Origin of the sequence: Marinomonas pontica, assembly GCF_036322735.1 — a bacterium.
GTDB classification, from domain to species: Bacteria; Pseudomonadota; Gammaproteobacteria; order Pseudomonadales; family Marinomonadaceae; genus Marinomonas; species Marinomonas pontica.
The window spans coordinates 3,521,239-3,542,454 of sequence record NZ_AP027271.1 but is presented as its reverse complement, the minus strand read 5'-3'; the positions used below and the strand labels follow the sequence as shown (position 1 = coordinate 3,542,454).

Genomic DNA, 21,216 nt, shown 5'->3' with positions numbered 1-21,216 from the left:
AAAACTCACAAATGTTAATAACATGGCAGGTTATACACAGCGGTAGATAACCTTTTTCAGATGTGCATAAAAGAACAAGTTATACACATATACAAATCCCGTTATGATAATATTATTCACAACGTAAAATTTTTTTAACATTTTGATTTTTATACACATAATGAAACAATAAAAACCATCTGTGGATAAAGACTATTTTCTAAATTTTCTTTATCCACTAAGCCAGTAGAAGTCTGTGTGTAAGTATTTAATGGTTTGTATCACTATTTATTTACTAATTTGCCTGTGCTAAGCATTGAATTTACTGAGGAAAGGCTCTAAAATCCGCGCCCTGATTTGACCAATCAAATGTAGAGGCTTGGCGACCGCTAACCCTCAAAACTCAAACACTGCATTCAGTGAGAGAATTAAGATGAAAAGAACTTTCCAACCTAGCGTTCTAAAACGCAAACGTAACCACGGTTTCCGTGCTCGTATGGCTACTAAAGGCGGACGTCAAGTTATCGCTCGTCGTCGTGCTCGCGGCCGCAAGGTTCTAAGCGCATAATCCCGCTGATGACCGATTATTGTTTTCCTCGGCATGTCAGACTTCTGAATGCCGGGGATTATCAATCCGTCTTTAACGACACTTCCTCCAAAGTCTTCGCAGGCGAATTCCTTTTATTGGCACGAAAACGAGATGACGACCAAGCTCGGTTGGGTCTTATTGTGTCCAAGAAAACGGATAAACGCGCGGTAGGCAGGAATCGTATCAAACGCTTGGTGCGTGATTCCTTTCGTCACCACAAAATCCCCCTTTCTGGTCTCGACATTGTCTTTTTAGCAAGACAAGGCATCAAAGAGCTGGAAAACGACGATTTGCACTCCAGACTTGAAAAAGCATGGAGTCAACTGGCAAAAAAAGCCCAAAAACCCGCTCAAAATAAAAAACGCGATCAATCTAGACAGAAATAGGCTGAAAAAACTGCCAAAGGCTGGTTTAATAGCGCGTGATTTTTATAAGGGTTCTGTGAACCTATTGTCCAACCAAACAAATTAGTTGAATACCATGGATTTCAGACGTTACTTTTTATGGGGTGCGCTTTTTATCAGTGGCTACCTACTGTTCTTACAGTGGAGCCAAGATTATGGTCCTCAGTCCACTCAAAGCGTAGCTCAAAGCACTCAGTCTCAATCTGAGACAAACTCTCAAATGAGCGATGATTTGCCAATGGCAACTCAAAGCACAACCGATGCCAATGCCGAAATTCCACAAAATGCGAAGCAAATCGCACCTGGAAAATTGATTGAAGTAACAACCGATACCCTTCGTGTTGCCATCAATCCAGTCGGTGGCGACTTGGTTGAAGCGGCGCTTCTTCAATACAAAAAAGAATTAGGCAAGCCAGACCCATTCGTCATCTTAGAAGATGGCACCGAGCGCACTTATGTGACGCAAAGTGGTTTGGTCGGCCAAAATGGCCCAGACGCTTCTCCTGAAGGCCGTCCTGTTTATCAGTCTGAAAAAGCGGCTTATACGCTAGCAGAAGGTGAAGATTCTCTTGATGTGAATCTGTACTACACCGACGCAAATGGCGTGAAATACACCAAGACTTTCCGCTTCATGAAAGGCAAATACCGTATTCGCCAATTGATCACCGTAGACAATACGTCATCAAACACTTGGCGCGGTAATCTCTTTGCTCAGATCAAACGTGATAACACGCCAGATCCAAGTCAAGCCACCAGCATGGGCTTACAGCCTTACCTAGGTGGCGCCATTTCTGACGAGCAAACGAAATACAGCAAAGTGTCTTTCTCTGATATGAAAGAGGAGCCAGTTAAAACAACCACCACTCAAGGTTGGGTTGCGGTACTTCAGCACTATTTTGTGTCTGCTTGGGTTCCAGAGCAAGGTCAAAAAGTCACTTTGCAAGCACGTACCAACGGTGACTTTAACATCATCGGTTTCACTGGCACGCCAGTGGAGATTGCACCAGGTAAACAAGGCACTCTGAGTTCGACATTCTACGTAGGTCCGAAACTACAAGACCACCTAGAAAGCACGGCAGCAAACCTTGATCTAACAGTGGATTACGGCTGGTTGTGGTGGTTGGCTAAGCCACTGTTTTGGTTGCTGACCTTGATCCAGTCATTTGTTATCAACTGGGGCATCGCGATTATCTTGGTCGTAGTCTGTGTAAAAGCCGTTTTCTTCAAGTTGTCAGCGACAAGCTACCGTTCTATGGCGAAAATGCGTAAGTTCGGACCAGAAATTGCCAAACTGAAAGAAAAGTATGGTGATGACCGTCAGAAAATGTCGCAAGAAATGATGGCGCTTTACAAGAAAGAAAAAATTAACCCTCTGGGTGGTTGTTTGCCTATCTTGGTTCAGATGCCTGTTTTCCTTTCGTTGTACTGGGTATTGATGGAATCTGTCGAATTGCGCCACGCGCCTTTCTTCCTATGGATTAACGATCTATCTGTAATGGACCCATTCTTTATCCTGCCAATTTTGATGGGTATTAGTATGTTTGTTCAGCAGTCACTCAACCCAACGCCACCAGATCCAATGCAAGCTCGAATCATGAAGATCATGCCTGTTGCATTCTCTGTCTTCTTCCTATGGTTCCCAGCGGGTCTAGTTCTTTACTGGGTAACAAACAATACGTTGTCTATCTTACAACAGTATGTAATTACCAAACGCATCGAAAAAGAAGCCTGATACTAAACGGCTAATGATTCGATTAAAAAGGCTTCCCAATGGGAGGCCTTTTTTACGTTTAGATTGCCATGCTTGACGTGCTAACGGACAATGGCAACCTTGCTTCCATTTTTACCGCACAGAGTTTGATTATGACCGATTTCCAATACGCCACAGACCAAGACACGATTGCCGCACAAGCCACCGCTCCTGGCCGAGGTGGCGTAGGGATCATTCGTTTATCGGGTCCAAAAAGTCTTACCATCGCCAAACAAATAGTCGGCTTTGAACCGAAACCTCGTTATGCCCATTACGTGCCGTTCAAAACCACGAATCAAGAACAACTGGATGAAGGCATCGCCTTGTATTTTCCGGGACCAAACTCCTTCACTGGCGAAGACGTCTTTGAACTACAAGGACACGGCGGTCCCGTCATTATGGACATGCTACTGAGTCATTGTGTCGCTCTTGGGGCACGTTTAGCCCGCCCAGGCGAGTTTTCCGAACGCGCTTTTATGAACGACAAAATGGACTTAACCCAAGCGGAAGCTATTGCTGACTTGATCGACAGCACCTCAGAACAAGCCGCTAAATGCGCGTTACGTTCTTTGCAAGGGGCTTTTTCAAAACGCGTTGACGAACTGGTCGAAGCCTTGATTCATTTACGCATTTACGTGGAAGCGGCGATTGATTTTCCAGAAGAAGAAATCGACTTCATCGGTGACGGCAAAGTCGCGGCAGAACTGGCTGGCATTCAAACGAAACTGGCAGAAGTACTCAAAGAAGCCAACCAAGGCGCCTTGATCCGCGAAGGCATGAATGTGGTGATAGCAGGGCGTCCGAATGCCGGTAAATCCAGCTTGTTAAACGCCTTGTCTGGCAAAGAATCGGCTATCGTCACCAACATAGAAGGCACGACACGAGACGTGTTGCGCGAGCATATCCACCTTGACGGCATGCCGCTGCACATTATCGATACAGCAGGCTTGCGTGACAGCCCAGACGAAGTAGAGCGCATTGGTATTCAGCGCGCCTGGGACGAAATCAGCAAAGCCGATCGCATTCTAATGATGGTTGATAGCCAATCTATTGATTCAAAAGATCCAAGCGAAATCTGGCCAGAATTTATGGAAAAACTCGGCGACACCAAACACCTAACATTGGTGCGTAACAAAGTCGACTTAACCAAAGAAGGCACGGGTATTGAAATGGTCTCAGGCGTTCCTGTTGTCTCTCTATCGGCAAAAACAGGCGAGGGCGTTACTGATTTAACTGAACACCTAAAAGCCGTCATGGGCTTCGATAGCACGACTGAAGGAGGATTTATCGCTCGTCGTCGTCATATCGAAGCGCTTAACAAAGCCAACCGCTTTTTAGACGCAGGTAACGAGCAACTTCACGGTTACGGCGCAGGGGAATTGCTCGCTGAAGATTTAAAAGAAGCCCAACAAGCCCTTAGCGAAATCACCGGCGCCTTCACCAGCGACGACTTGCTAGGCCGCATCTTTGGCTCGTTTTGTATTGGTAAGTAATCACTGAAATAAGGGCTGATTTCAGTGCAACCCTTGTCCCAACTTAATCGCCGCCGCCACGTTACGAGCGGTGGTGATGAGGTTTTGCTCGCCTTGTGTTAAGACGTTATCCAAGCTATCTAGCGCCGGAATAATAGGGAATATCGCCAACATACCGTGCGCTAAAATGGCTTCGGCGTCTTTCCCTAAACTGCCAGCAATGCCAATGGCTGGAACCCCATTTTCATTGGCTTGTTTTAGTACGCCCATGGGCGTTTTGCCAAAGACCGTTTGGCCATCGATCCGACCTTCACCGGTAATCACCAAATCTGCACCCTGTAGTGAACTTGCTAAGCCAACTGTCTCTATAACAATCTCAATACCGGGTTTTAACATCGCACTAAGAAAGACTTTCGCCCCCAGTCCCATGCCACCCGCCGCACCAGCGCCAGCGTCCAGTCGGTGATCCGCAAAACCGCTTTGCACCAAGACATCCGCAAAGTGCTCGAGCGTTTTATCTAACAAGGAAACCATTTCTGGCGTAGCGCCTTTTTGTGGACCAAAAATAGCCGAAGCACCACGTTCACCACATAACGGATTATCCACGTCACAAGCGACATCGAAGCGGCATTCGGATAGAAGAGGGTGCGCTTGGCTTGCATCAACGTGACTCAATTGTGCGAGCGCCATGCCGCCAAAGGGCAGTTCTTGATGATTTTCGTCTAGGAATTGAATGCCCAATGCTTGTGCCAGACCAACGCCAGCGTCATTGGTTGCACTGCCACCTAAACCAAGAATAATGTATTTAATGCCTCGGTTAAGAGCGTCTTTTATCAGCTCACCCGTTCCGAAGCTTGTGGTATAACGAGGATCTCGCTGCTCTCGCGGCACCAGATGAAGGCCTGAAGCAGACGCCATTTCGATCACCGCGGTGGTCGGCTCTTGGCCATCTACCGCCCCCAAAATGCCGTATTGCGCCATGACTCTATTGCCCAACGGCCCAGTTACTTCAAGGTCAATAAAATGACCTTGAGTCGCATCCACCATGGATTGCACTGTTCCTTCCCCCCCATCCGCCATCGGAACTTTAAGGTATTCCGCGTGAGGAAATACCTGACGAAAGCCCGTCTCAATCGCATTCGCAACATCAAGCGCGGTCAAACTTTCTTTAAAGGAATCGGGAGCAATCACAATCTTCATAGTCAATCCTTGCTGCAGGTAAAATAGGTCATCATCGATCAAGTAGTAAAATAGGTTATTGAGCCTTTACCTTAACCACCACTCGACCACGTATCTTTCCATCAAGCAATTTATAGGCCGTATCTACGACGTCTTCCAAGCCAATTTCGTCGCTCATGCTATCAACGTCTTCAGCTTGCAGCAGTTCGCTTAAGCGTTGCCATGCTTCAATACGATCCGTTAATGGTCGCATAACGCTGTCAATGCCAATGAGTTTGACGCCACGCAAAATGAATGGGGCGACGGAAGCAGGGAAGTCCATGCCTTGCGCTAAGCCACAAGCGGTTACTACGCCGCCGTATTTTGTGCTTGCGCAAGCGTTGGCTAAAGTGTGGCTTCCGACGCAGTCGATAACGCCAGCCCAACGCTCTTTTTGTAAGGGTTTACCTGGCTCAGACAGTGTGTTTCGATCGATGATGTCGCTCGCACCCAGATTTTTCAAATAATCGCTTTCCGCCATTCGTCCAGTAGAAGCGACGACCTGATAACCAAGGCGATTTAATAAGCGAATAGCAAAGCTGCCGACACCACCGTTGGCTCCCGTTACAAGGATTTCGCCAGAACCAGGTGTAACGCCTTGTTTTTCAAGCGCTAAAACCGACAGCATGGCGGTGTAACCCGCTGTACCTATTGCCATAGACTGTTTAGCGTCTATACCTTTCGGAAGCGGAATAAGCCAGTCGCTTTTAAGCCGCGCTTTTTCAGCTAAGCCGCCCCAATGCATTTCGCCAACCCCAAAGCCGTTCAGTATGACAAAATCACCTTCAGAAAATCGTTCAGAGTCACTTTGTAAGACCTTACCCACTAAATCTATGCCCGGCACCATGGGAAAAGAACGCACAACAGGGGACTTGCCAGTGATGGCTAAGCCATCTTTGTAATTTAGCGTGCTGTAATGAACTTCAACCAATACATCCCCTTCGGGTAACTGATCGTCATTAAGTTCAACCACTGATGCCACACTTTTTTTGTCTTTCTGAGTAATGAACACACCCTTAAACATACCTTCTCCAATTTTAGACCGATCGTCTATTTATAACGGATAAAAAACCTAAAAACCAAGCGTACTGCTTGGCTTTTGCCTTTACTCTGCCTTTACTTGAATCGCTTGGATAAAAAACATCATGAACAGGCTTAATGGTTGCGTGCTTTTCATTAACCTTGAACGATGAACCGCGCCTTCCCATCCCATCCAAAAAGCGTAGGACAACTCTGAAATGCTTACTTTTGTGTCAATTTCACCGTGTTTTTGACTGTCTAGCAAACACGTGGCTACGCGTGTTTGCCAGCTGTGGTAAGTCGCCTGAAGTTGCTCTCGAAATACTTCAGAAAGCAGGTTAGATTCTTGCTCTAGATTGCCTACTAAACAACCTCGTTTAAAATCGTGTCGAACAATGCCATCTTGCGCATCTTGAGCAAAACACTGTAAACGCTCTAACGGCGAAAAAGCATCGTCTAATAAAAAACTGTCTAATTTTGCTTCGAAATAACGCCGATATCGCGCTAGAACCGCCAATCCAAAGGCTTCTTTACTGGAAAAATAGTGATAAAAGGAGCCCTTCGGAACGCCAACAGATTTTAAAATGGGGTCAATACCACTGCGTACGAAACCCGTCTCGGTGAGTATTTTCATGCCTGCTCGAAGCAGTAATTCACGGGTATCGAGGGACTCCAGAGAAGATTTTTTAGGCCGCCCACGACGTGGCTTACTGGATTGATCCATTAAAACGGGTTGTTCATCCACACACTTCATTACGAGTCACACTTTGGCTTTTTGACATACGAAAGAATAATTTAGACCAGTCGTCTAAAAAAATCAATTATCGTCTATCAATACTTACACAACCGCGCCTTCATGCCGCTTTTCTTGTGTCGGAGACACCCCAAAATAGCGTTTATAATCTCGGCTAAACTGATGCACGCTTTTATAACCCACTTCTAGCGCGATTTGACTGACGTTTTTAAGCCTCTGATTAAGCAGCATTTGCGCCTTTAGCAGTCGTAATCGCTTTAAATACTGCACCGGTGAGGACCCTGTGATTTCTTTAAAATGGTGATGGAAACTGGACACGCTCATGTTGGCGTCGTCTGCCAGCTGCTCAACTCGTACTTCTTGATCCAGTTGCTGGTGCATTCCAGAAATGGCGTATGAAATACGAGAAAATCGACCTTGGTTCATCACTAGCGTTTTTAAGGCGGTGGCTTCTGGGCTTTGTAAAGCCGCAAAAATAACCTCTCTTACCCGTCCTTGTCCCATTAATTTGGCGGTTTTTGGGTCATACAACGCCTGAATGAGTCGAATTAACGCGCCTTCCATGTCATCGCTCATCGGCACTGCCGACATCGAGGAGTAAGTAGAATGGATAACGTCGCCGTCGTCTTGAAAGCCCGTCACTAATTCCATTAATACCGCAGGATCTAGGTCAATAGAAACACCGAGCAGTGGTCCGTCTTGGCTCGCGAAGGTTTCGCATTCAAAGGGTAAAGGTAGGGATTGCACCAGATAATGCCCGGAGTTGTAATGAATTTCGCGATCACCTAAATAGCCAATTTTTTGACCTTGCGCGATGATGGTAAGTCCAGGGCGATACATCAGCGGCATTCTTGGAAGCGATTTGGAGCATTTCATTAATCGCACATTCGCAATAGAGGTTTCTGAGAAACCTTCTTCTATAGCCAGAGTTTTGATCAAATCCACTAGCTTTTTATTATTCATGTTTAAGCCCTTTCGCTTTAAAAATCATGACTTGTATTATCCATTCAATATTGTGTAGGAAAAGTTAAGTTTTTAGAAATTGGAGAAATAGGCAAAACAACAATAAGAATGCACAACACAATAAAAGAAAAACTCGTCTAGACTGCTCATCACTATTTCATTCTCTATTAATTGGAGCAAAGACGATGAGTCAAGCAAAAGCCTACGCGGCAAGATCAGCCACCACACCATTAGCCCCTTTTTCTTTTGAGCGTCGTGCTCTGCGTGATAACGATGTGAATATCGATATTTTGTATTGTGGAGTGTGTCACTCAGACATTCATGTGGCAGAAAGTGACTGGGGATCAAGTGAATACCCAGTGGTTCCAGGCCACGAAATTGTTGGTCGTGTTACTGAGGTTGGTAGCAAAGTAAGCAAATATAAAGTGGGTGATATTGTCGGTGTGGGCTGCATGGTCGATTCTTGTCAACATTGTGCCCATTGCGCCGAAAGCTTAGAGCAATATTGCGATAATGGCTTTGTTGGTACTTATGGATTTCATGATCTTATCGATGGCAGCCTAACGTATGGCGGTTACTCAGATCACATTGTGGTTCGTGAAGAATTTGTGCTGTCTATCCCTGAAGCATTAGACGTAAGTAAAGCCGCGCCTTTATTGTGTGCCGGTATCACCACATATTCTCCCTTGCGTCATAATGGCGTCAAAGCCGGTGATAAAGTCGGTGTCCTTGGCATGGGCGGACTTGGCCACATGGGCGTGAAGTTTGCGAAAGCATTAGGGGCCGAAGTCACCATCTTCACTCGTTCAGAAAGCAAAATTGCGGAAGCGAAAAAACAAGGTGCCGATCATGTGATCGTATCGACCGATGAAGCGCAAATGCAGGCCGCAGCCATGTCTTTTGACTACTTATTGGACACCATCCCAGTTCAACACGATTTGAACCCTTATTTAAATTGCTTAAAAGTAGACGGTACGCACATTCTTGTCGGTTTAGTAGAACCCATGGAACCTGCTCCGCATTCTGCTAATTTGGTTATGAAACGTCGTGTGCTAACGGGGTCATTGATTGGTGGAATCGCAGAAACACAAGAAGTGCTGGATTTCTGTGCAGAACACAATATTGAATGTGATGCTGAGATGATCAACATCCAAGACATTAATGAAGCGTATCAGCGCATGAAAAAAGGCGATGTGAAATATCGCTTTATCATTGATATGAAGAGTTTAAAGGCAGAGTAACATTGTCATGTTAACACACTGACTAAAAGCGCCCCAGTGAGGGCGCTTTTTTTTGCCTTCGTTTTTTTGCTTTCGGGCTGCTTTCAAGTTACGACTTGACCCTATGAAACCATGATCGAAACAGTCTATTTCAACGCTCATTTTCCTCACAAAGTTACTCACAATCAGCATTTTCTCGATTTATCCACTATCTTTAATGCCAAAATGAAAGCGTCAATTATTCACACACTGACCATAGAGAAAATAAAAAAAGCATTTTTTTATTTTTTTACTTGTGGATTGTTTATCCGAAAAAATGGGCGTTTTTGTTGTTGAAATCGAAATAAAATCTTTATAAAACAATTTCTTATGTTTATAAAAACAATACAAAAGCACTGTTGATAAGTATGGTGATAGGTGGATAAAAAGTTTTGCACAGTTTTTAACAACTCGACACTTAAAAAACCGCTCTGTATAACTCACCACCTTATACACAGGTATAGGTTATCCACATAACAGGATAATAAGGCGGTTTCTAACATGTTGTTATCAACATAAACTAATGATAAATAGCGTTTTTTTATGTTTATAAACAGATTTTTGCCTCCTATATAGACATAACAAACATAAAAAGACATACCTATATAATACTTTATTTAATATTGATGACCGGGGGGATCTACGTTTCGTCGCTTTCTTTTTCCAAATTAGCCGATATACTAGGCGCCCTTATCGAAAATTGTTCGTTTTTTATTCATTTCTATTGATTAGTAATACCGAGGTTCCAGTGGATTTCCCAAGTTGTTTTGATGTGATTGTGGTTGGTGGCGGACACGCTGGTACAGAAGCAGCGTTAGCTTCAGCACGCATGGGCGTTAAAACGTTATTGCTTTCCCACAACATTGAAACGTTAGGACAAATGTCCTGTAATCCTGCCATTGGTGGTATAGGGAAATCCCATTTGGTAAAAGAGATTGATGCTTTAGACGGCGCAATGGCGTTGGCTACCGATAAAGCAGGCATTCAATTTCGCACATTAAACTCCCGTAAAGGACCAGCAGTTCGTGCAACCAGAGCACAAGCTGACCGAATTCTTTATAAAGCCGCCATTCGTTATCAATTAGAGAACCAAGAAAACTTATGGTTGTTTCAACAGTCTGCGGAAGATTTGATTGTTGAAAACGGTGCTGCACGTGGTGTGGTTACTCAAACAGGCATTCGTTTCAACAGCAAAACAGTGGTGTTAACAGCGGGAACTTTTTTGGGCGGTGTTATTCACGTCGGCTTACAAAACCACGCTGGTGGTCGTGCTGGAGATCCGCCGTCTATTGGCTTGGCTCAAAAGTTGCGCGCGCTGCCGTTCCGAGTAGATCGTTTGAAAACCGGCACACCGCCTCGAATAGATGCTCGAACGGTCGATTTCTCTCAAATGCAAGCGCAACCGGGTGATGACATCGACCCTGTTATGTCTTACATGGGCAATCGTTCTATGCACCCTCGTCAAATTGAGTGTTTCATTACGCATACGAATGAACGCACCCATGACATTATTCGTTCTGGTATGGATCGATCTCCTATGTACACAGGGGTGATTGAAGGGGTTGGCCCACGTTATTGCCCGTCCATTGAAGACAAAATCGTGCGATTTGCCGATAAAAACTCCCATCAGATCTTTATCGAGCCAGAAGGGTTAACCACACACGAATTGTACCCAAATGGCATTTCCACTTCTTTGCCATTTGATGTGCAAATTGAGTTAGTTCGTTCGATGAAAGGCATGGAAAACGCGCACATTATTCGTCCGGGTTATGCGATTGAATACGACTATTTTAATCCGCAAGATTTGAAGTATTCACTGGAAACCAAACACATGCCTGGTTTGTTCTTTGCTGGACAAATTAACGGCACAACGGGCTACGAAGAAGCAGGCGCACAAGGCTTGTTGGCTGGTCTAAACGCGGCTTTGCTTGCACAAGACAAAGACGCTTGGACACCTCGTCGTGACGAAGCGTATCTGGGAGTGCTGGTTGATGATTTGATCAGTATGGGGACGAAAGAACCGTACCGTATGTTTACTAGTCGTGCCGAGTATCGTTTGATTTTGCGTGAAGACAACGCCGACATGCGTTTAACAGAAAAAGGCCGTGAACTTGGTTTGGTTTCTGATGAACGTTGGGCGGCTTTCTGCAAAAAACGCGAAGCCATTGAGATGGAAACTCAGCGGCTTAAATCCAGTTGGATTGTGCCAAATACGCCAGAAGCGGAAAGCATCAATCCTAAATTAGAAACACCGATTACTCACGAGTACAGTTTGTTGGATTTGCTGAAACGTCCGAATATTGTGTATTCCGATGTAGCGAATTTGAAAAACGCGCTTGAAGAACCTGTTGATGAACAAGTTTCTGAACAAGTTCAAATCGCGGTAAAATACGCTGGGTACATTTCTCGTCAAGCGGAAGACATTGAGCGTCTACGTCGACAAGAAAACACAGAATTACCAGCGGATTTGGATTATTCCAAGATGGAAGGCTTATCAAATGAGATCAAACAAAAGTTAACTCAGTTGCGCCCCGCCACGCTTGCAGCGGCCTCTCGCATTCAAGGTGTGACACCGGCTGCCGTGTCCTTACTCTTAATTCATTTGAAAAAACGTGCGATTGCACGCAAAAGTGCCTAGAATCATCAGCCGATAATCCTTGATTACTATCTTTATAGAAATGGATCGACTGTGACACACTTTGACACTATTCAAAAAGGCGCCCAACAAATGGGCGCTTCTTTATCTGATGAAACCATTCAGACTCTTGTTAACTATTTAGCCATGCTAGAAAAGTGGAATAAGGCTTACAACCTAACCGCGATTCGAGATGTTGAGCAAATGATCTCATTGCATTTGTTGGACAGTTTGGCGACGTTACCTTTCATTAAGGGCGATAACATCATCGACGTAGGTACTGGACCTGGCCTACCTGGTATGGTGCTTGCTATATGTTACCCAGAAAAACAGTTTACTTTACTAGACAGTAATGGCAAAAAAACTCGCTTTCTGACTCAGGTTAAAATGGAGCTTGGTATTCAGAACGTAACCGTTGCAAATGAGCGTGTTGAAAAACATGCCTTTCAAGGGACTTACGACCATGTGATTTCTCGAGCTTTCGCTTCTTTGCAAGATATGATCAATTGGACGTTGCCTCTTCCTAAAGACACAGGTAACTTTTTGGCCATGAAAGGGGTTTATCCTAGTGAAGAAATTACGGCGCTACCTAAAGAGGTCGAGTTGGTGTCAGTAGAACCTCTTAATGTGCCAAGTGTTCAGGCGGAGCGTCACATGGTAGTGATGACGCGTAAAGGATAAAGCATGGCAAAAATCATTGCAGTAACCAACCAAAAAGGTGGTGTTGGCAAAACAACCACCTGCGTCAACTTAGCCGCATCGCTGGCCGCGATGAAGCGTCGAGTGTTGTTGATTGACCTCGATCCGCAAGGAAATGCGACAACGGGAAGTGGCTTCACCAAAGAAGAATTAGACACCAGTGTTTATGACGTATTGATTGGTTCTCATGGCGTGAAAGACGTTATGAAGCAAAGTATGCCCGGAGAGTACTGGGTTTTGCCTGCAAATGGTGATTTGACCGGGGCGGAAGTGGTATTACTTGATCTGCCCAGTAAAGAAACACGTTTACGGGCGGGGTTGTACGAAGTCGACAATGACTTTGATTATATTTTATTGGATTGTCCGCCAGCCTTAAACATGTTGACTGTGAATGCGTTGGCCGCATCACAAGGTGTTCTAATTCCTGTTCAATGTGAATATTACGCATTAGAAGGCTTAACAGCGTTACTACAAACCATTGAGCGCATTACGCAAGCGTTAAACCCAGCGTTAGAAGTCGAAGGGATTTTGCGTACCATGTACGATCCTCGCCCTAGTTTAACGCACGATGTGTCTAGTCAGCTTCACAAGCATTTTGGTGACAAAGTATACGACACGGTGATTCCTCGTAATATTCGTTTGGCAGAATCACCCAGCTACGGTTTACCTGTTTTACATTATGAAAAACAGTCTCGTGGTGCCATGGCCTACCTTGCTTTGGCCAGTGAATTTATTCGCAAATCTGTGGCGTGATGACGTTTTTACATAAGCAATTTAATACCAATTAGGGTTAATGAAATGACGATGAAAAAAAGAGGTCTAGGTCGTGGCTTAGATGCATTGTTAGCACCACAAACAGCGGCCGCAAAACAGGCTGATGGCGGTATTAATAATGAACAGATTAAAGGCCTGACTTATTTGCCTGTGGAATGGCTTTCCAAAGGTAAATTCCAACCTCGTCGTGATATGAACCCTGCCCAGTTAGAAGAGTTGGCGGCCTCTATCCGAACACAAGGCATCATGCAGCCTATTGTGGTGAGACCAAATGGCCACAATCAATATGAAATTATCGCCGGCGAGCGTCGCTGGAGAGCGGCTAAGTTAGCGGATTTAACACAAGTCCCTGTGATTATCCGACATGTTGAAGACGCTGATGCTGTGGTGTTAGCCCTGATTGAAAACATTCAGCGTGAAGATCTAAACCCTGTAGAGGAAGCACTGGCTTTACAACGTCTCGTTGAAGATTTTCATCTTACCCAACAAGAAGTGGCAGACACGGTGGGGAAATCTCGTTCGACGGTCGCGAATTTATTGCGTTTGTTGGGTTTGACACCAGAAGTTCGTCGTCTGTTGGAGCATGGTGACATTGAAATGGGGCACGCGCGCGCGCTATTGCCTCTAGAGCATGATAAGCAAATTCAAGCAGCATCACAGGTTGTGACCAAATCGTTATCTGTTCGCGAAACGGAAAGATTGGCTAAAAATGTCCAGGCAGCGGAAAAAAGCGAAGACAGTAAACCCGCTCTGCCTGATTTGAGTGCAGAGGCTGAACGCATCAGCCAAAAAATCAACGCCGCCGTCAAAATACAACCTTCTGCTAAAGGGAAAGGCAAGTTGGTTATTGAGTATCGTAACCCTGAACACCTAGAATTGCTGATCAGCGAGTTGCTTGCTGGGAATTAACAAAATTTCTAGTAAGTGCTTTTTCTAACGAGATAAGAGCTCTGGAAACTGTTTCTGCTATTCGGTTTAAGTTGAACACAGTCGTCATAACCCATATAATGCCTCGAATTTTGTAAATGATCACATTGATTGCACTTTTACAGTGCGCAAAGAGAGTGAGGAAATGGGGACAAACAAGCCACTAAGCGCGAGTGCCATCATTAGCGCGAAAAAGAAGGCTGTGTTTCGTTTTCTTTTTTTACAATTATTACTGACTCTTTTTATATCATTGGGAATTTTTTACGTTGCTGGTGGTCTGTATGGGTACTCTTTTATTTTCGGAGCGTTAACCAGCATACTGCCAAGCGTTTATATGGCTTGGCGAATCTTTGGTTATAGGGGAACTCGACCTGCCAAAGAGGTTGTTCGATCATTTTATCGAGGAGAAGCTGGTAAATTAGCAATGACAGCTGTATTACTGTCGCTGGTTTTTCTTCTGGTAAAGCCATTGGCTGCAGGGGCTTTTTTTGCAGGCTTTGGTTGTGCAATTTTGAGTCATTGGCTCAGTCCTATCGTACTAAAGCATTAAGTTGTACGAAGGAAATAAGGTTTTAATCATTGAAAGAGCGTGGATATAAATATGGCAAGTGAAAATCCAACAGCTTCTGAATATATACAGCATCACCTTCAGAATTTGACCTTTGGTCAACATCCTGATGGCAGTTGGGGCATTGCTCACGGTGCTAAAGAAGCAGCAGATATGGGGTTCTGGGCGATTCACCTTGATACGATGGGTTTTTCTATCGCATTGGGTATCCTGTTTTTATGGTTGTTCCGTAAAGCAGCGAAAAAAGTGTCGGCTGACACACCGTCTGGATTGCAAAACTTTGTTGAGTTGATGGTTGAGTTTGTTGACGGCAGCGTCAAAGAAACTTTCCATGGCAAAAATAAAGTCATTGCACCATTAGCACTCACTATTTTTGTCTGGGTATTCTTAATGAATACGATGGACTTAGTACCGGTTGATTTTCTTCCGACGCTAGCCGGACTACTGGGTATTCCTTACTTTAAAGTAGTTCCAACAACGGACTTGAATGCCACTTTAGGTATGTCTTTGTCTGTATTTATCTTGATTGTTTATTACAGCATCAAGGTAAAAGGCGTGAGCGGCTTTGTTGGTGAATTAACGTTACAGCCTTTTGGCAAATGGATGATCCCTTTCAACTTATTACTTGAAGGTGTTGGTCTGCTTGCGAAACCTGTTTCATTAGCATTACGACTATTTGGTAACTTGTATGCTGGTGAATTGATCTTTATTTTGATTGCTATTTTGCCGTGGGGTCTACAATGGGCTCTGTCTGTGCCATGGGCAATCTTCCATATTTTGGTCATCGTGCTTCAAGCTTTCATCTTTATGATGTTGACTATCGTCTACTTGAGTATGGCGCACGAAGATCACTAAAAGTGTGTTCTTTAAAGTAATATTATTTAAACCTTATCTAAAACTGTGAAAATGTAGGAGTTAAAATGGAAACTGTAGTTGGTCTTACTGCGATTGCTGTAGCCCTTCTAATCGGTCTAGGTGCCCTAGGTACTGCGATTGGTTTTGGTATTTTGGGTGGAAAATTCTTGGAAGGCGCTGCGCGTCAACCTGAAATGGTTCCAATGCTGCAAGTTAAAATGTTCATCGTAGCGGGTCTTCTTGACGCCGTAACAATGATCGGTGTAGGTATCGCATTGTTCTTCACTTTCGCGAATCCTTTTGTTGCTCAGGTCGCTGGTTAATTTTCTGTAATGTTACAGAAACGATTTTTAAACGACTTAGAGCGAGGGTATTAGCGTGAATTTGAATCTCACACTTATAGGCCAAGCTATCTCGTTTGCGATTTTTGTCTGGTTCTGCATGAAGTATGTGTGGCCACCAGTGATTGCTGCGCTCGAAGAGCGTAGCAAGAAAATTGCAGACGGTTTGGAAGCAGCGAATCGCGCTTCACGTGATCTTGAGTTGGCACAAGAACAAGCCTCTCAAATTCTACGCGAAAGCAAAGATAACGCGGCCGAGATTATTGAACAAGCCAACAAACGTGCGAACCAAATGATCGACGAGGCAAAAGAGCAGGTGATTGCCGATGGCAAGCGTCTGCGCGAAGCGGCTCAAGCAGAAATTGAACAAGATGTTATGCGTGCTAAAGAAGCATTGCGTGCTCAAGTTTCCGTTCTTGCATTTGCCGGCGCCGAGAAGATTTTGGGAGCCACCATTGACGAAAAAGCACATAGCGAGATCGTTGAACAGCTCGCCAAAGAGCTTTAAGCGAGGGTCTAATGGCTGAATTAAAAACAGTCGCGCGACCGTACGCGAAAGCGGTTTTCGAAGTTGCTAGAGAGCAAGGCCATATTACTGAGTGGGCCGATATGTTAAGCATATTGGCCGCTGTTACAGTAGAGCCTAAGCTTGAGAAAGCACTTGGAAATCCCGCTTTTAGTGCGGAAGAGAAGGCAAACGCTCTAGCGGACGTTTGTGCAGAAGTAGCTACAGAACAAGGCAAGGCATTTTTGCTTGCTCTTGCAGTGAATAAGCGTTTATCGCTTCTTCCTATGATTTCTGAGTTATTTTTACAGTTCAAACTGAATTTTGAAAAAGCCGTAAATGTTGAATTTACGTCTGCTTTCGAATTAACAGCAGAACAAACACAAGCATTAGCCGCTTCATTGGCGAAAAAGTTGGATCGTACGGTCAACTTAACCAGTGAAACAGACGCAAGCCTAATCGGTGGCGTGGTTATTCGTACAGGTGACTTAATCATCGACGGTTCAGTACGCGGTAAATTAGCGAAACTGGCCGAGGCGATAAACTCCTAGTGTTTCGTTAAATCGAAACCAGGGTTGAGGAATTTAGCATGCAGCAACTGAATCCATCTGAGATCAGCGAGATTATCAAGAAGCGCATCGAGAACCTCGATGTATCTTCTGATGCCCAAAATGAGGGCACAATTGTCAGCGTGGCAGACGGTATCGTTCTGATCCACGGCTTGGCAGATGTTATGTACGGGGAAATGATTGAATTCCCTGGTGGTGTTTATGGTATTGCTTTGAACCTAGAGCGTGACTCTGTAGGTGCAGTAGTACTTGGTAAATACCAAGACCTTGTAGAAGGTCAAAAAGTGAAATGTACAGGTCGTATATTGGAAGTTCCAATCGGACCTGAATTGCTTGGTCGTGTTGTTGACGCATTGGGTAATCCAATCGACGGCAAAGGCGCAATCGATGCAAAATTAACAGATAAAGTTGAAAAAGTAGCTCCAGGCGTTATCGAACGTCAGTCTGTTGATCAACCGATTCAAACGGGTTACAAAGCCATTGACGCCATGGTGCCAATTGGTCGTGGTCAACGTGAGTTGATCATCGGTGACCGTCAGATTGGTAAGACTGCTCTCGCAATCGACACTATTATTGCTCAGAAAGATTCTGGCATTAAATGTGTTTACGTAGCGATCGGTCAGAAACAATCTACTATTGCTAACGTTGTTCGTAAGCTTGAAGAAGCTGGCGCAATGGAATACACCACAGTCGTAGCCGCTGGCGCATCTGATCCAGCAGCGATGCTTTACATAGCGCCATACACTGGCTGTACTATGGGTGAATATTTCCGTGACCGCGGTGAAGACGCATTGATCATTTATGATGATTTGACCAAGCAAGCTTGGGCTTACCGTCAGATCTCTTTGCTTCTACGTCGTCCACCAGGTCGTGAAGCCTACCCAGGTGACGTATTCTATCTTCACTCTCGTCTTCTTGAGCGTGCATCACGTGTAAACGTTGATTACGTAGAGAAATTCACCAATGGTGAAGTGAAAGGCAAAACGGGTTCTTTGACCGCATTGCCAATCATCGAGACGCAAGGTGGTGACGTATCTGCATTCGTACCAACCAACGTTATCTCCATCACAGATGGTCAGATATTCTTGGAAACGAGCTCGTTTAACGCCGGTATTCGTCCAGCAATGAACGCAGGTATTTCGGTATCTCGTGTAGGTGGTGCAGCACAAACTAAGATCGTCAAGAAACTTGGCGGTGGTATTCGTCTTGCATTGGCTCAGTACCGTGAATTGGCGGCTTTCGCTCAGTTCGCATCTGACCTAGACGAAGCGACTCGTAAGCAGCTAGAGCACGGTAAACAGGTTACTGAACTGATGAAACAAAAGCAGTTCTCTCCTATGTCTGTAGCTGATATGGGCGTAGTTCTTTACGCTGCTAATGATGGCTTCCTTGAAGATGTTGAAACAAGCAAAATTGGTAGTTTTGAAACTGCTTTGTTGAGCTACATGAACAGTGAACACACTGATCTTATGGCTGACATTAACAAAACTGGTAATTTTAACGGCGAGATTGAAGCGACATTTAAAGCGGCAATCGAGAAGTTTAAAGCGACGCAAACTTGGTAATGAGTTTGGTGGCAAGCAATTAAAGCTTGTCACCACTTTCTTGCAGTTTGTGAAATAACATTCTCACAAGGGCAGTTCTATTATGGCAGTCGGAAAAGAGATACGTACTCAGATTTCGAGCATTAACAATACGCGTAAAATTACTCGTGCTATGGAAAAAGTAGCTGCTAGTAAGACGCGTAAAGCTCAGGATCGTATGGCCGCTTCTCGTCCGTATGCGGAACGAATTCGCCAAGTAGTTGGTCATTTGGCCAACGCGAATCCTGAGTATAAACACCGTTACCTTACCGAGCGTGAGGCGAAGCGTGTTGGTTATATCGTAATCTCTTCTGACCGTGGTTTGTGTGGCGGTTTGAACGTTAACGTGTTCAAAGCAGCCATCAAAGACATGAAACAGTTCGCTGATTCTGGTGTTGAAATCGACATCTGTGCAATCGGCTCTAAAGCCGTTTCATTCTTTCGTAACTACGGCGGAAATGTAACAGCAGCCTTCACCGGTTTAGGTGATGCACCAAAAGCTGACGATTTAGTCGGTAGCGTAAAGGTGATGCTAGACGCATTTGACGAAGGTCGTATCGATCGTCTTTATGTGGTTTCAAATGAGTTCGTGAATACCATGACTCAAAACCCGACGGTTGAACAACTTTTGCCATTAAAAGCGGAAGAGAATACAGAGTTAAAGCACCACTGGGATTACATTTATGAACCAGAAGCCGTTGAAATTTTGAACGAATTATTGGTTCGCTATATTGAATCTCAAGTATATCAGTCAGTGGTTGAGAATATTGCGTGTGAACAAGCAGCTCGTATGCTTGCTATGAAAAACGCAACAGACAACGCCGGCGATATCATTGATGAATTGCAGTTGGTGTACAACAAGGCTCGTCAAGCAGCGATTACTCAGGAAATTTCTGAGATAGTCAGCGGCGCGGCAGCGGTTTAAGGTATTTAGGTATTTAAGAGGATCCGAACATGAGTAGCGGACACATCGTACAGGTTATTGGCGCGGTAATGGACGTGGAATTCCCACGTGATAGCGTGCCAAAAGTATATGATGCCCTGACCATTGAGGGTAAACAGTTGGTGTTGGAAGTTCAACAACAACTAGGCGACGGTATTGTTCGTACCATCGCAATGGGTTCCACTGACGGTATTAAACGTGGCTTGGTTGTAGAAAATACAAACAAACCAGTTTCTGTGCCAGTTGGTACTAAAACACTAGGACGTATTATGGACGTTCTAGGTAATCCGATTGACGAAAAAGGCCCAATCGGCGAAGAAGAGCGTTGGTCAATTCACCGCGCAGCTCCTTCTTATGCTGAGCAGTCTTCTAGCAACGAATTGCTAGAAACGGGTATCAAGGTTATCGACCTTGTTTGTCCTTTCGCGAAAGGTGGTAAAGTTGGTCTGTTTGGTGGTGCCGGTGTAGGTAAAACCGTAAACATGATGGAACTTATCCGTAACATCGCAATCGAGCACAGCGGTTACTCTGTATTCGCTGGTGTTGGTGAGCGTACTCGTGAAGGTAACGACTTCTACCACGAGATGACTGACTCGAACGTAATCGACAAAGTATCTCTAGTATACGGCCAGATGAACGAGCCACCAGGTAACCGTCTACGTGTTGCTTTGACGGGTTTGACTATGGCTGAGAAGTTCCGTGACGAAGGTCGTGACGTACTTTTCTTCGTAGACAACATCTACCGTTACACGCTTGCGGGTACAGAAGTATCTGCATTGCTAGGTCGTATGCCATCTGCGGTAGGTTACCAGCCTACACTTGCTGAAGAGATGGGTGTTCTTCAAGAACGTATCACCTCTACTAAGACTGGCTCTATCACGTCTGTTCAAGCGGTATACGTACCTGCGGATGACTTGACAGATCCATCTCCAGCAACAACGTTCTCTCACTTGGACGCAACCGTTGTATTGTCTCGTGACATCGCATCTTTGGGTATCTACCCAGCGATCGATCCTCTTGATTCTACTTCACGTCAGCTTGACCCATTAGTTATCGGTCAAGAGCATTACGACGTAGCACGTGGCGTACAAATGGTATTGCAGCGTTACAAAGAATTGAAAGACATCATCGCAATCTTGGGTATGGACGAGTTATCTGAAGAAGATAAGCAAACGGTTAACCGTTCTCGTAAAATCCAGCGTTTCTTGTCTCAGCCTTTCTTCGTAGCAGAAGTATTCACTGGCTCTCCAGGTAAGTATGTTTCTTTGAAAGACACGATTCGTGGCTTTAAAGGCATTTTGGATGGTGAGTTCGATGATCTTCCAGAGCAAGCGTTCTACATGATTGGTAGCATCGACGAAGCTGTCGAGAAAGCTAAGAAACTTTAACCATCACGCGTAGCAAAAGCG

The 21,216-nt window shown here is 44.8% G+C and carries 21 protein-coding genes; 17 read left to right on the top strand and 4 right to left on the bottom strand.

Features of this window, described 5'->3' with window-relative positions; translation table 11 throughout:
• The first annotated feature begins 412 nt into the window (after positions 1–412).
• The 4 genes from rpmH to mnmE all read left to right on the top strand — a co-directional run bounded on the left by rpmH (position 413) and on the right by mnmE (position 4,215).
• Positions 413–547 (top strand): 50S ribosomal protein L34, encoded by a 135-nt coding sequence (gene rpmH, locus AABA11_RS16645; RefSeq protein ID WP_012072147.1) that lies wholly within the window; start codon positions 413–415, stop codon positions 545–547.
• A gap of 8 nt (positions 548–555) precedes the next feature.
• A complete protein-coding gene (gene rnpA / locus AABA11_RS16640; protein WP_338269606.1) occupies positions 556–954 on the top strand; it encodes a ribonuclease P protein component in 399 nt (132 codons plus the stop codon).
• A 94-nt stretch (positions 955–1,048) separates the two neighbouring features.
• A complete protein-coding gene (gene yidC / locus AABA11_RS16635; RefSeq protein WP_338269605.1) occupies positions 1,049–2,704 on the top strand; it encodes a membrane protein insertase YidC in 1,656 nt (551 codons plus the stop codon).
• Positions 2,705–2,835: 131 nt separating this feature from the next.
• Complete coding sequence (mnmE, locus tag AABA11_RS16630) at positions 2,836–4,215, top strand: tRNA uridine-5-carboxymethylaminomethyl(34) synthesis GTPase MnmE (RefSeq protein WP_338269707.1); 1,380 nt, start codon at positions 2,836–2,838, stop codon at positions 4,213–4,215.
• A gap of 21 nt (positions 4,216–4,236) precedes the next feature.
• On the opposite strand, the gene AABA11_RS16625 is transcribed toward mnmE, so the two are convergent.
• The 4 genes from AABA11_RS16625 to AABA11_RS16610 form a co-directional block, all read right to left on the bottom strand.
• Positions 4,237–5,394 carry a glycerate kinase gene (locus AABA11_RS16625; RefSeq protein ID WP_338269603.1) on the bottom strand — a complete coding sequence of 386 codons (1,158 nt, stop codon included), beginning with the start codon at positions 5,392–5,394 and terminating at the stop codon, positions 4,237–4,239.
• Positions 5,395–5,449: 55 nt separating this feature from the next.
• Entirely contained in the window at positions 5,450–6,436 is a 987-nt protein-coding gene (gene acuI / locus AABA11_RS16620; RefSeq protein WP_338269601.1) for an acrylyl-CoA reductase (NADPH), read from the bottom strand.
• Between the two features lie 81 nt (positions 6,437–6,517).
• Positions 6,518–7,186, bottom strand: a complete 669-nt coding sequence (gene acuR, locus AABA11_RS16615) for an acrylate utilization transcriptional regulator AcuR (RefSeq protein WP_338269598.1) — start codon at positions 7,184–7,186, stop codon at positions 6,518–6,520.
• 84 nt (positions 7,187–7,270) lie between these two features.
• Positions 7,271–8,149 carry an AraC family transcriptional regulator gene (locus AABA11_RS16610; protein WP_338269596.1) on the bottom strand — a complete coding sequence of 293 codons (879 nt, stop codon included), beginning with the start codon at positions 8,147–8,149 and terminating at the stop codon, positions 7,271–7,273.
• 185 nt (positions 8,150–8,334) lie between these two features.
• Between AABA11_RS16610 and AABA11_RS16605 the strand changes: the two genes are divergently transcribed.
• The 13 genes from AABA11_RS16605 (at position 8,335) to atpD (ending at position 21,195) form a co-directional block, all read left to right on the top strand.
• Positions 8,335–9,390: an NAD(P)-dependent alcohol dehydrogenase gene (locus tag AABA11_RS16605; protein ID WP_338269594.1), complete on the top strand. Its 1,056-nt coding sequence runs from the start codon at positions 8,335–8,337 to the stop codon at positions 9,388–9,390.
• A 766-nt stretch (positions 9,391–10,156) separates the two neighbouring features.
• Positions 10,157–12,046, top strand: coding sequence for a tRNA uridine-5-carboxymethylaminomethyl(34) synthesis enzyme MnmG (mnmG, locus tag AABA11_RS16600; RefSeq protein ID WP_338269592.1), 1,890 nt, complete (start codon positions 10,157–10,159; stop codon positions 12,044–12,046).
• Between the two features lie 51 nt (positions 12,047–12,097).
• Positions 12,098–12,724: a 16S rRNA (guanine(527)-N(7))-methyltransferase RsmG gene (rsmG, locus tag AABA11_RS16595; protein WP_338269590.1), complete on the top strand. Its 627-nt coding sequence runs from the start codon at positions 12,098–12,100 to the stop codon at positions 12,722–12,724.
• A gap of 3 nt (positions 12,725–12,727) precedes the next feature.
• Entirely contained in the window at positions 12,728–13,495 is a 768-nt protein-coding gene (locus AABA11_RS16590) for a ParA family protein (RefSeq protein ID WP_338269588.1), read from the top strand.
• A gap of 45 nt (positions 13,496–13,540) precedes the next feature.
• Entirely contained in the window at positions 13,541–14,425 is an 885-nt protein-coding gene (locus AABA11_RS16585) for a ParB/RepB/Spo0J family partition protein (protein ID WP_338269586.1), read from the top strand.
• Between the two features lie 220 nt (positions 14,426–14,645).
• Positions 14,646–14,993, top strand: coding sequence for an ATP synthase subunit I (locus AABA11_RS16580; RefSeq protein WP_265727683.1), 348 nt, complete (start codon positions 14,646–14,648; stop codon positions 14,991–14,993).
• Positions 14,994–15,044: 51 nt separating this feature from the next.
• Complete coding sequence (atpB, locus tag AABA11_RS16575; protein ID WP_265727684.1) at positions 15,045–15,866, top strand: F0F1 ATP synthase subunit A; 822 nt, start codon at positions 15,045–15,047, stop codon at positions 15,864–15,866.
• A gap of 65 nt (positions 15,867–15,931) precedes the next feature.
• Positions 15,932–16,189, top strand: coding sequence for a F0F1 ATP synthase subunit C (atpE, locus tag AABA11_RS16570; protein WP_265219636.1), 258 nt, complete (start codon positions 15,932–15,934; stop codon positions 16,187–16,189).
• A 55-nt stretch (positions 16,190–16,244) separates the two neighbouring features.
• Complete coding sequence (locus AABA11_RS16565) at positions 16,245–16,715, top strand: F0F1 ATP synthase subunit B (protein WP_265727685.1); 471 nt, start codon at positions 16,245–16,247, stop codon at positions 16,713–16,715.
• Between the two features lie 11 nt (positions 16,716–16,726).
• A complete protein-coding gene (locus AABA11_RS16560; protein ID WP_265727686.1) occupies positions 16,727–17,263 on the top strand; it encodes a F0F1 ATP synthase subunit delta in 537 nt (178 codons plus the stop codon).
• Positions 17,264–17,301: 38 nt separating this feature from the next.
• Positions 17,302–18,846 carry a F0F1 ATP synthase subunit alpha gene (gene atpA / locus AABA11_RS16555; protein ID WP_338269582.1) on the top strand — a complete coding sequence of 515 codons (1,545 nt, stop codon included), beginning with the start codon at positions 17,302–17,304 and terminating at the stop codon, positions 18,844–18,846.
• An 82-nt stretch (positions 18,847–18,928) separates the two neighbouring features.
• Positions 18,929–19,789, top strand: coding sequence for a F0F1 ATP synthase subunit gamma (atpG, locus tag AABA11_RS16550; protein WP_338269580.1), 861 nt, complete (start codon positions 18,929–18,931; stop codon positions 19,787–19,789).
• Between the two features lie 29 nt (positions 19,790–19,818).
• The gene (atpD, locus tag AABA11_RS16545) at positions 19,819–21,195 is read left to right on the top strand and encodes a F0F1 ATP synthase subunit beta (protein WP_072839334.1); all 1,377 of its coding nucleotides are present in this window, start codon (positions 19,819–19,821) and stop codon (positions 21,193–21,195) included.
• Positions 21,196–21,216 lie beyond the last annotated feature (21 nt).

Bases quoted from the DNA above. Each gene is read 5' to 3' on its own strand.
- rpmH (WP_012072147.1), top strand. From the start codon at position 413: ATGAAAAGAACTTTCCAACCTAGCGTTCTAAAACGCAAACGTAACCAC.
- rnpA (WP_338269606.1), top strand. From the start codon at position 556: ATGACCGATTATTGTTTTCCTCGGCATGTCAGACTTCTGAATGCCGGG.
- yidC (WP_338269605.1), top strand. From the start codon at position 1,049: ATGGATTTCAGACGTTACTTTTTATGGGGTGCGCTTTTTATCAGTGGC.
- mnmE (WP_338269707.1), top strand. From the start codon at position 2,836: ATGACCGATTTCCAATACGCCACAGACCAAGACACGATTGCCGCACAA.
- AABA11_RS16625 (WP_338269603.1), bottom strand. From the start codon at position 5,394: ATGAAGATTGTGATTGCTCCCGATTCCTTTAAAGAAAGTTTGACCGCG.
- acuI (WP_338269601.1), bottom strand. From the start codon at position 6,436: ATGTTTAAGGGTGTGTTCATTACTCAGAAAGACAAAAAAAGTGTGGCA.
- acuR (WP_338269598.1), bottom strand. From the start codon at position 7,186: ATGAAGTGTGTGGATGAACAACCCGTTTTAATGGATCAATCCAGTAAG.
- AABA11_RS16610 (WP_338269596.1), bottom strand. From the start codon at position 8,149: ATGAATAATAAAAAGCTAGTGGATTTGATCAAAACTCTGGCTATAGAA.
- AABA11_RS16605 (WP_338269594.1), top strand. From the start codon at position 8,335: ATGAGTCAAGCAAAAGCCTACGCGGCAAGATCAGCCACCACACCATTA.
- AABA11_RS16590 (WP_338269588.1), top strand. From the start codon at position 12,728: ATGGCAAAAATCATTGCAGTAACCAACCAAAAAGGTGGTGTTGGCAAA.
- AABA11_RS16585 (WP_338269586.1), top strand. From the start codon at position 13,541: ATGACGATGAAAAAAAGAGGTCTAGGTCGTGGCTTAGATGCATTGTTA.
- atpB (WP_265727684.1), top strand. From the start codon at position 15,045: ATGGCAAGTGAAAATCCAACAGCTTCTGAATATATACAGCATCACCTT.
- atpE (WP_265219636.1), top strand. From the start codon at position 15,932: ATGGAAACTGTAGTTGGTCTTACTGCGATTGCTGTAGCCCTTCTAATC.
- AABA11_RS16560 (WP_265727686.1), top strand. From the start codon at position 16,727: ATGGCTGAATTAAAAACAGTCGCGCGACCGTACGCGAAAGCGGTTTTC.
- atpA (WP_338269582.1), top strand. From the start codon at position 17,302: ATGCAGCAACTGAATCCATCTGAGATCAGCGAGATTATCAAGAAGCGC.
- atpG (WP_338269580.1), top strand. From the start codon at position 18,929: ATGGCAGTCGGAAAAGAGATACGTACTCAGATTTCGAGCATTAACAAT.
- atpD (WP_072839334.1), top strand. From the start codon at position 19,819: ATGAGTAGCGGACACATCGTACAGGTTATTGGCGCGGTAATGGACGTG.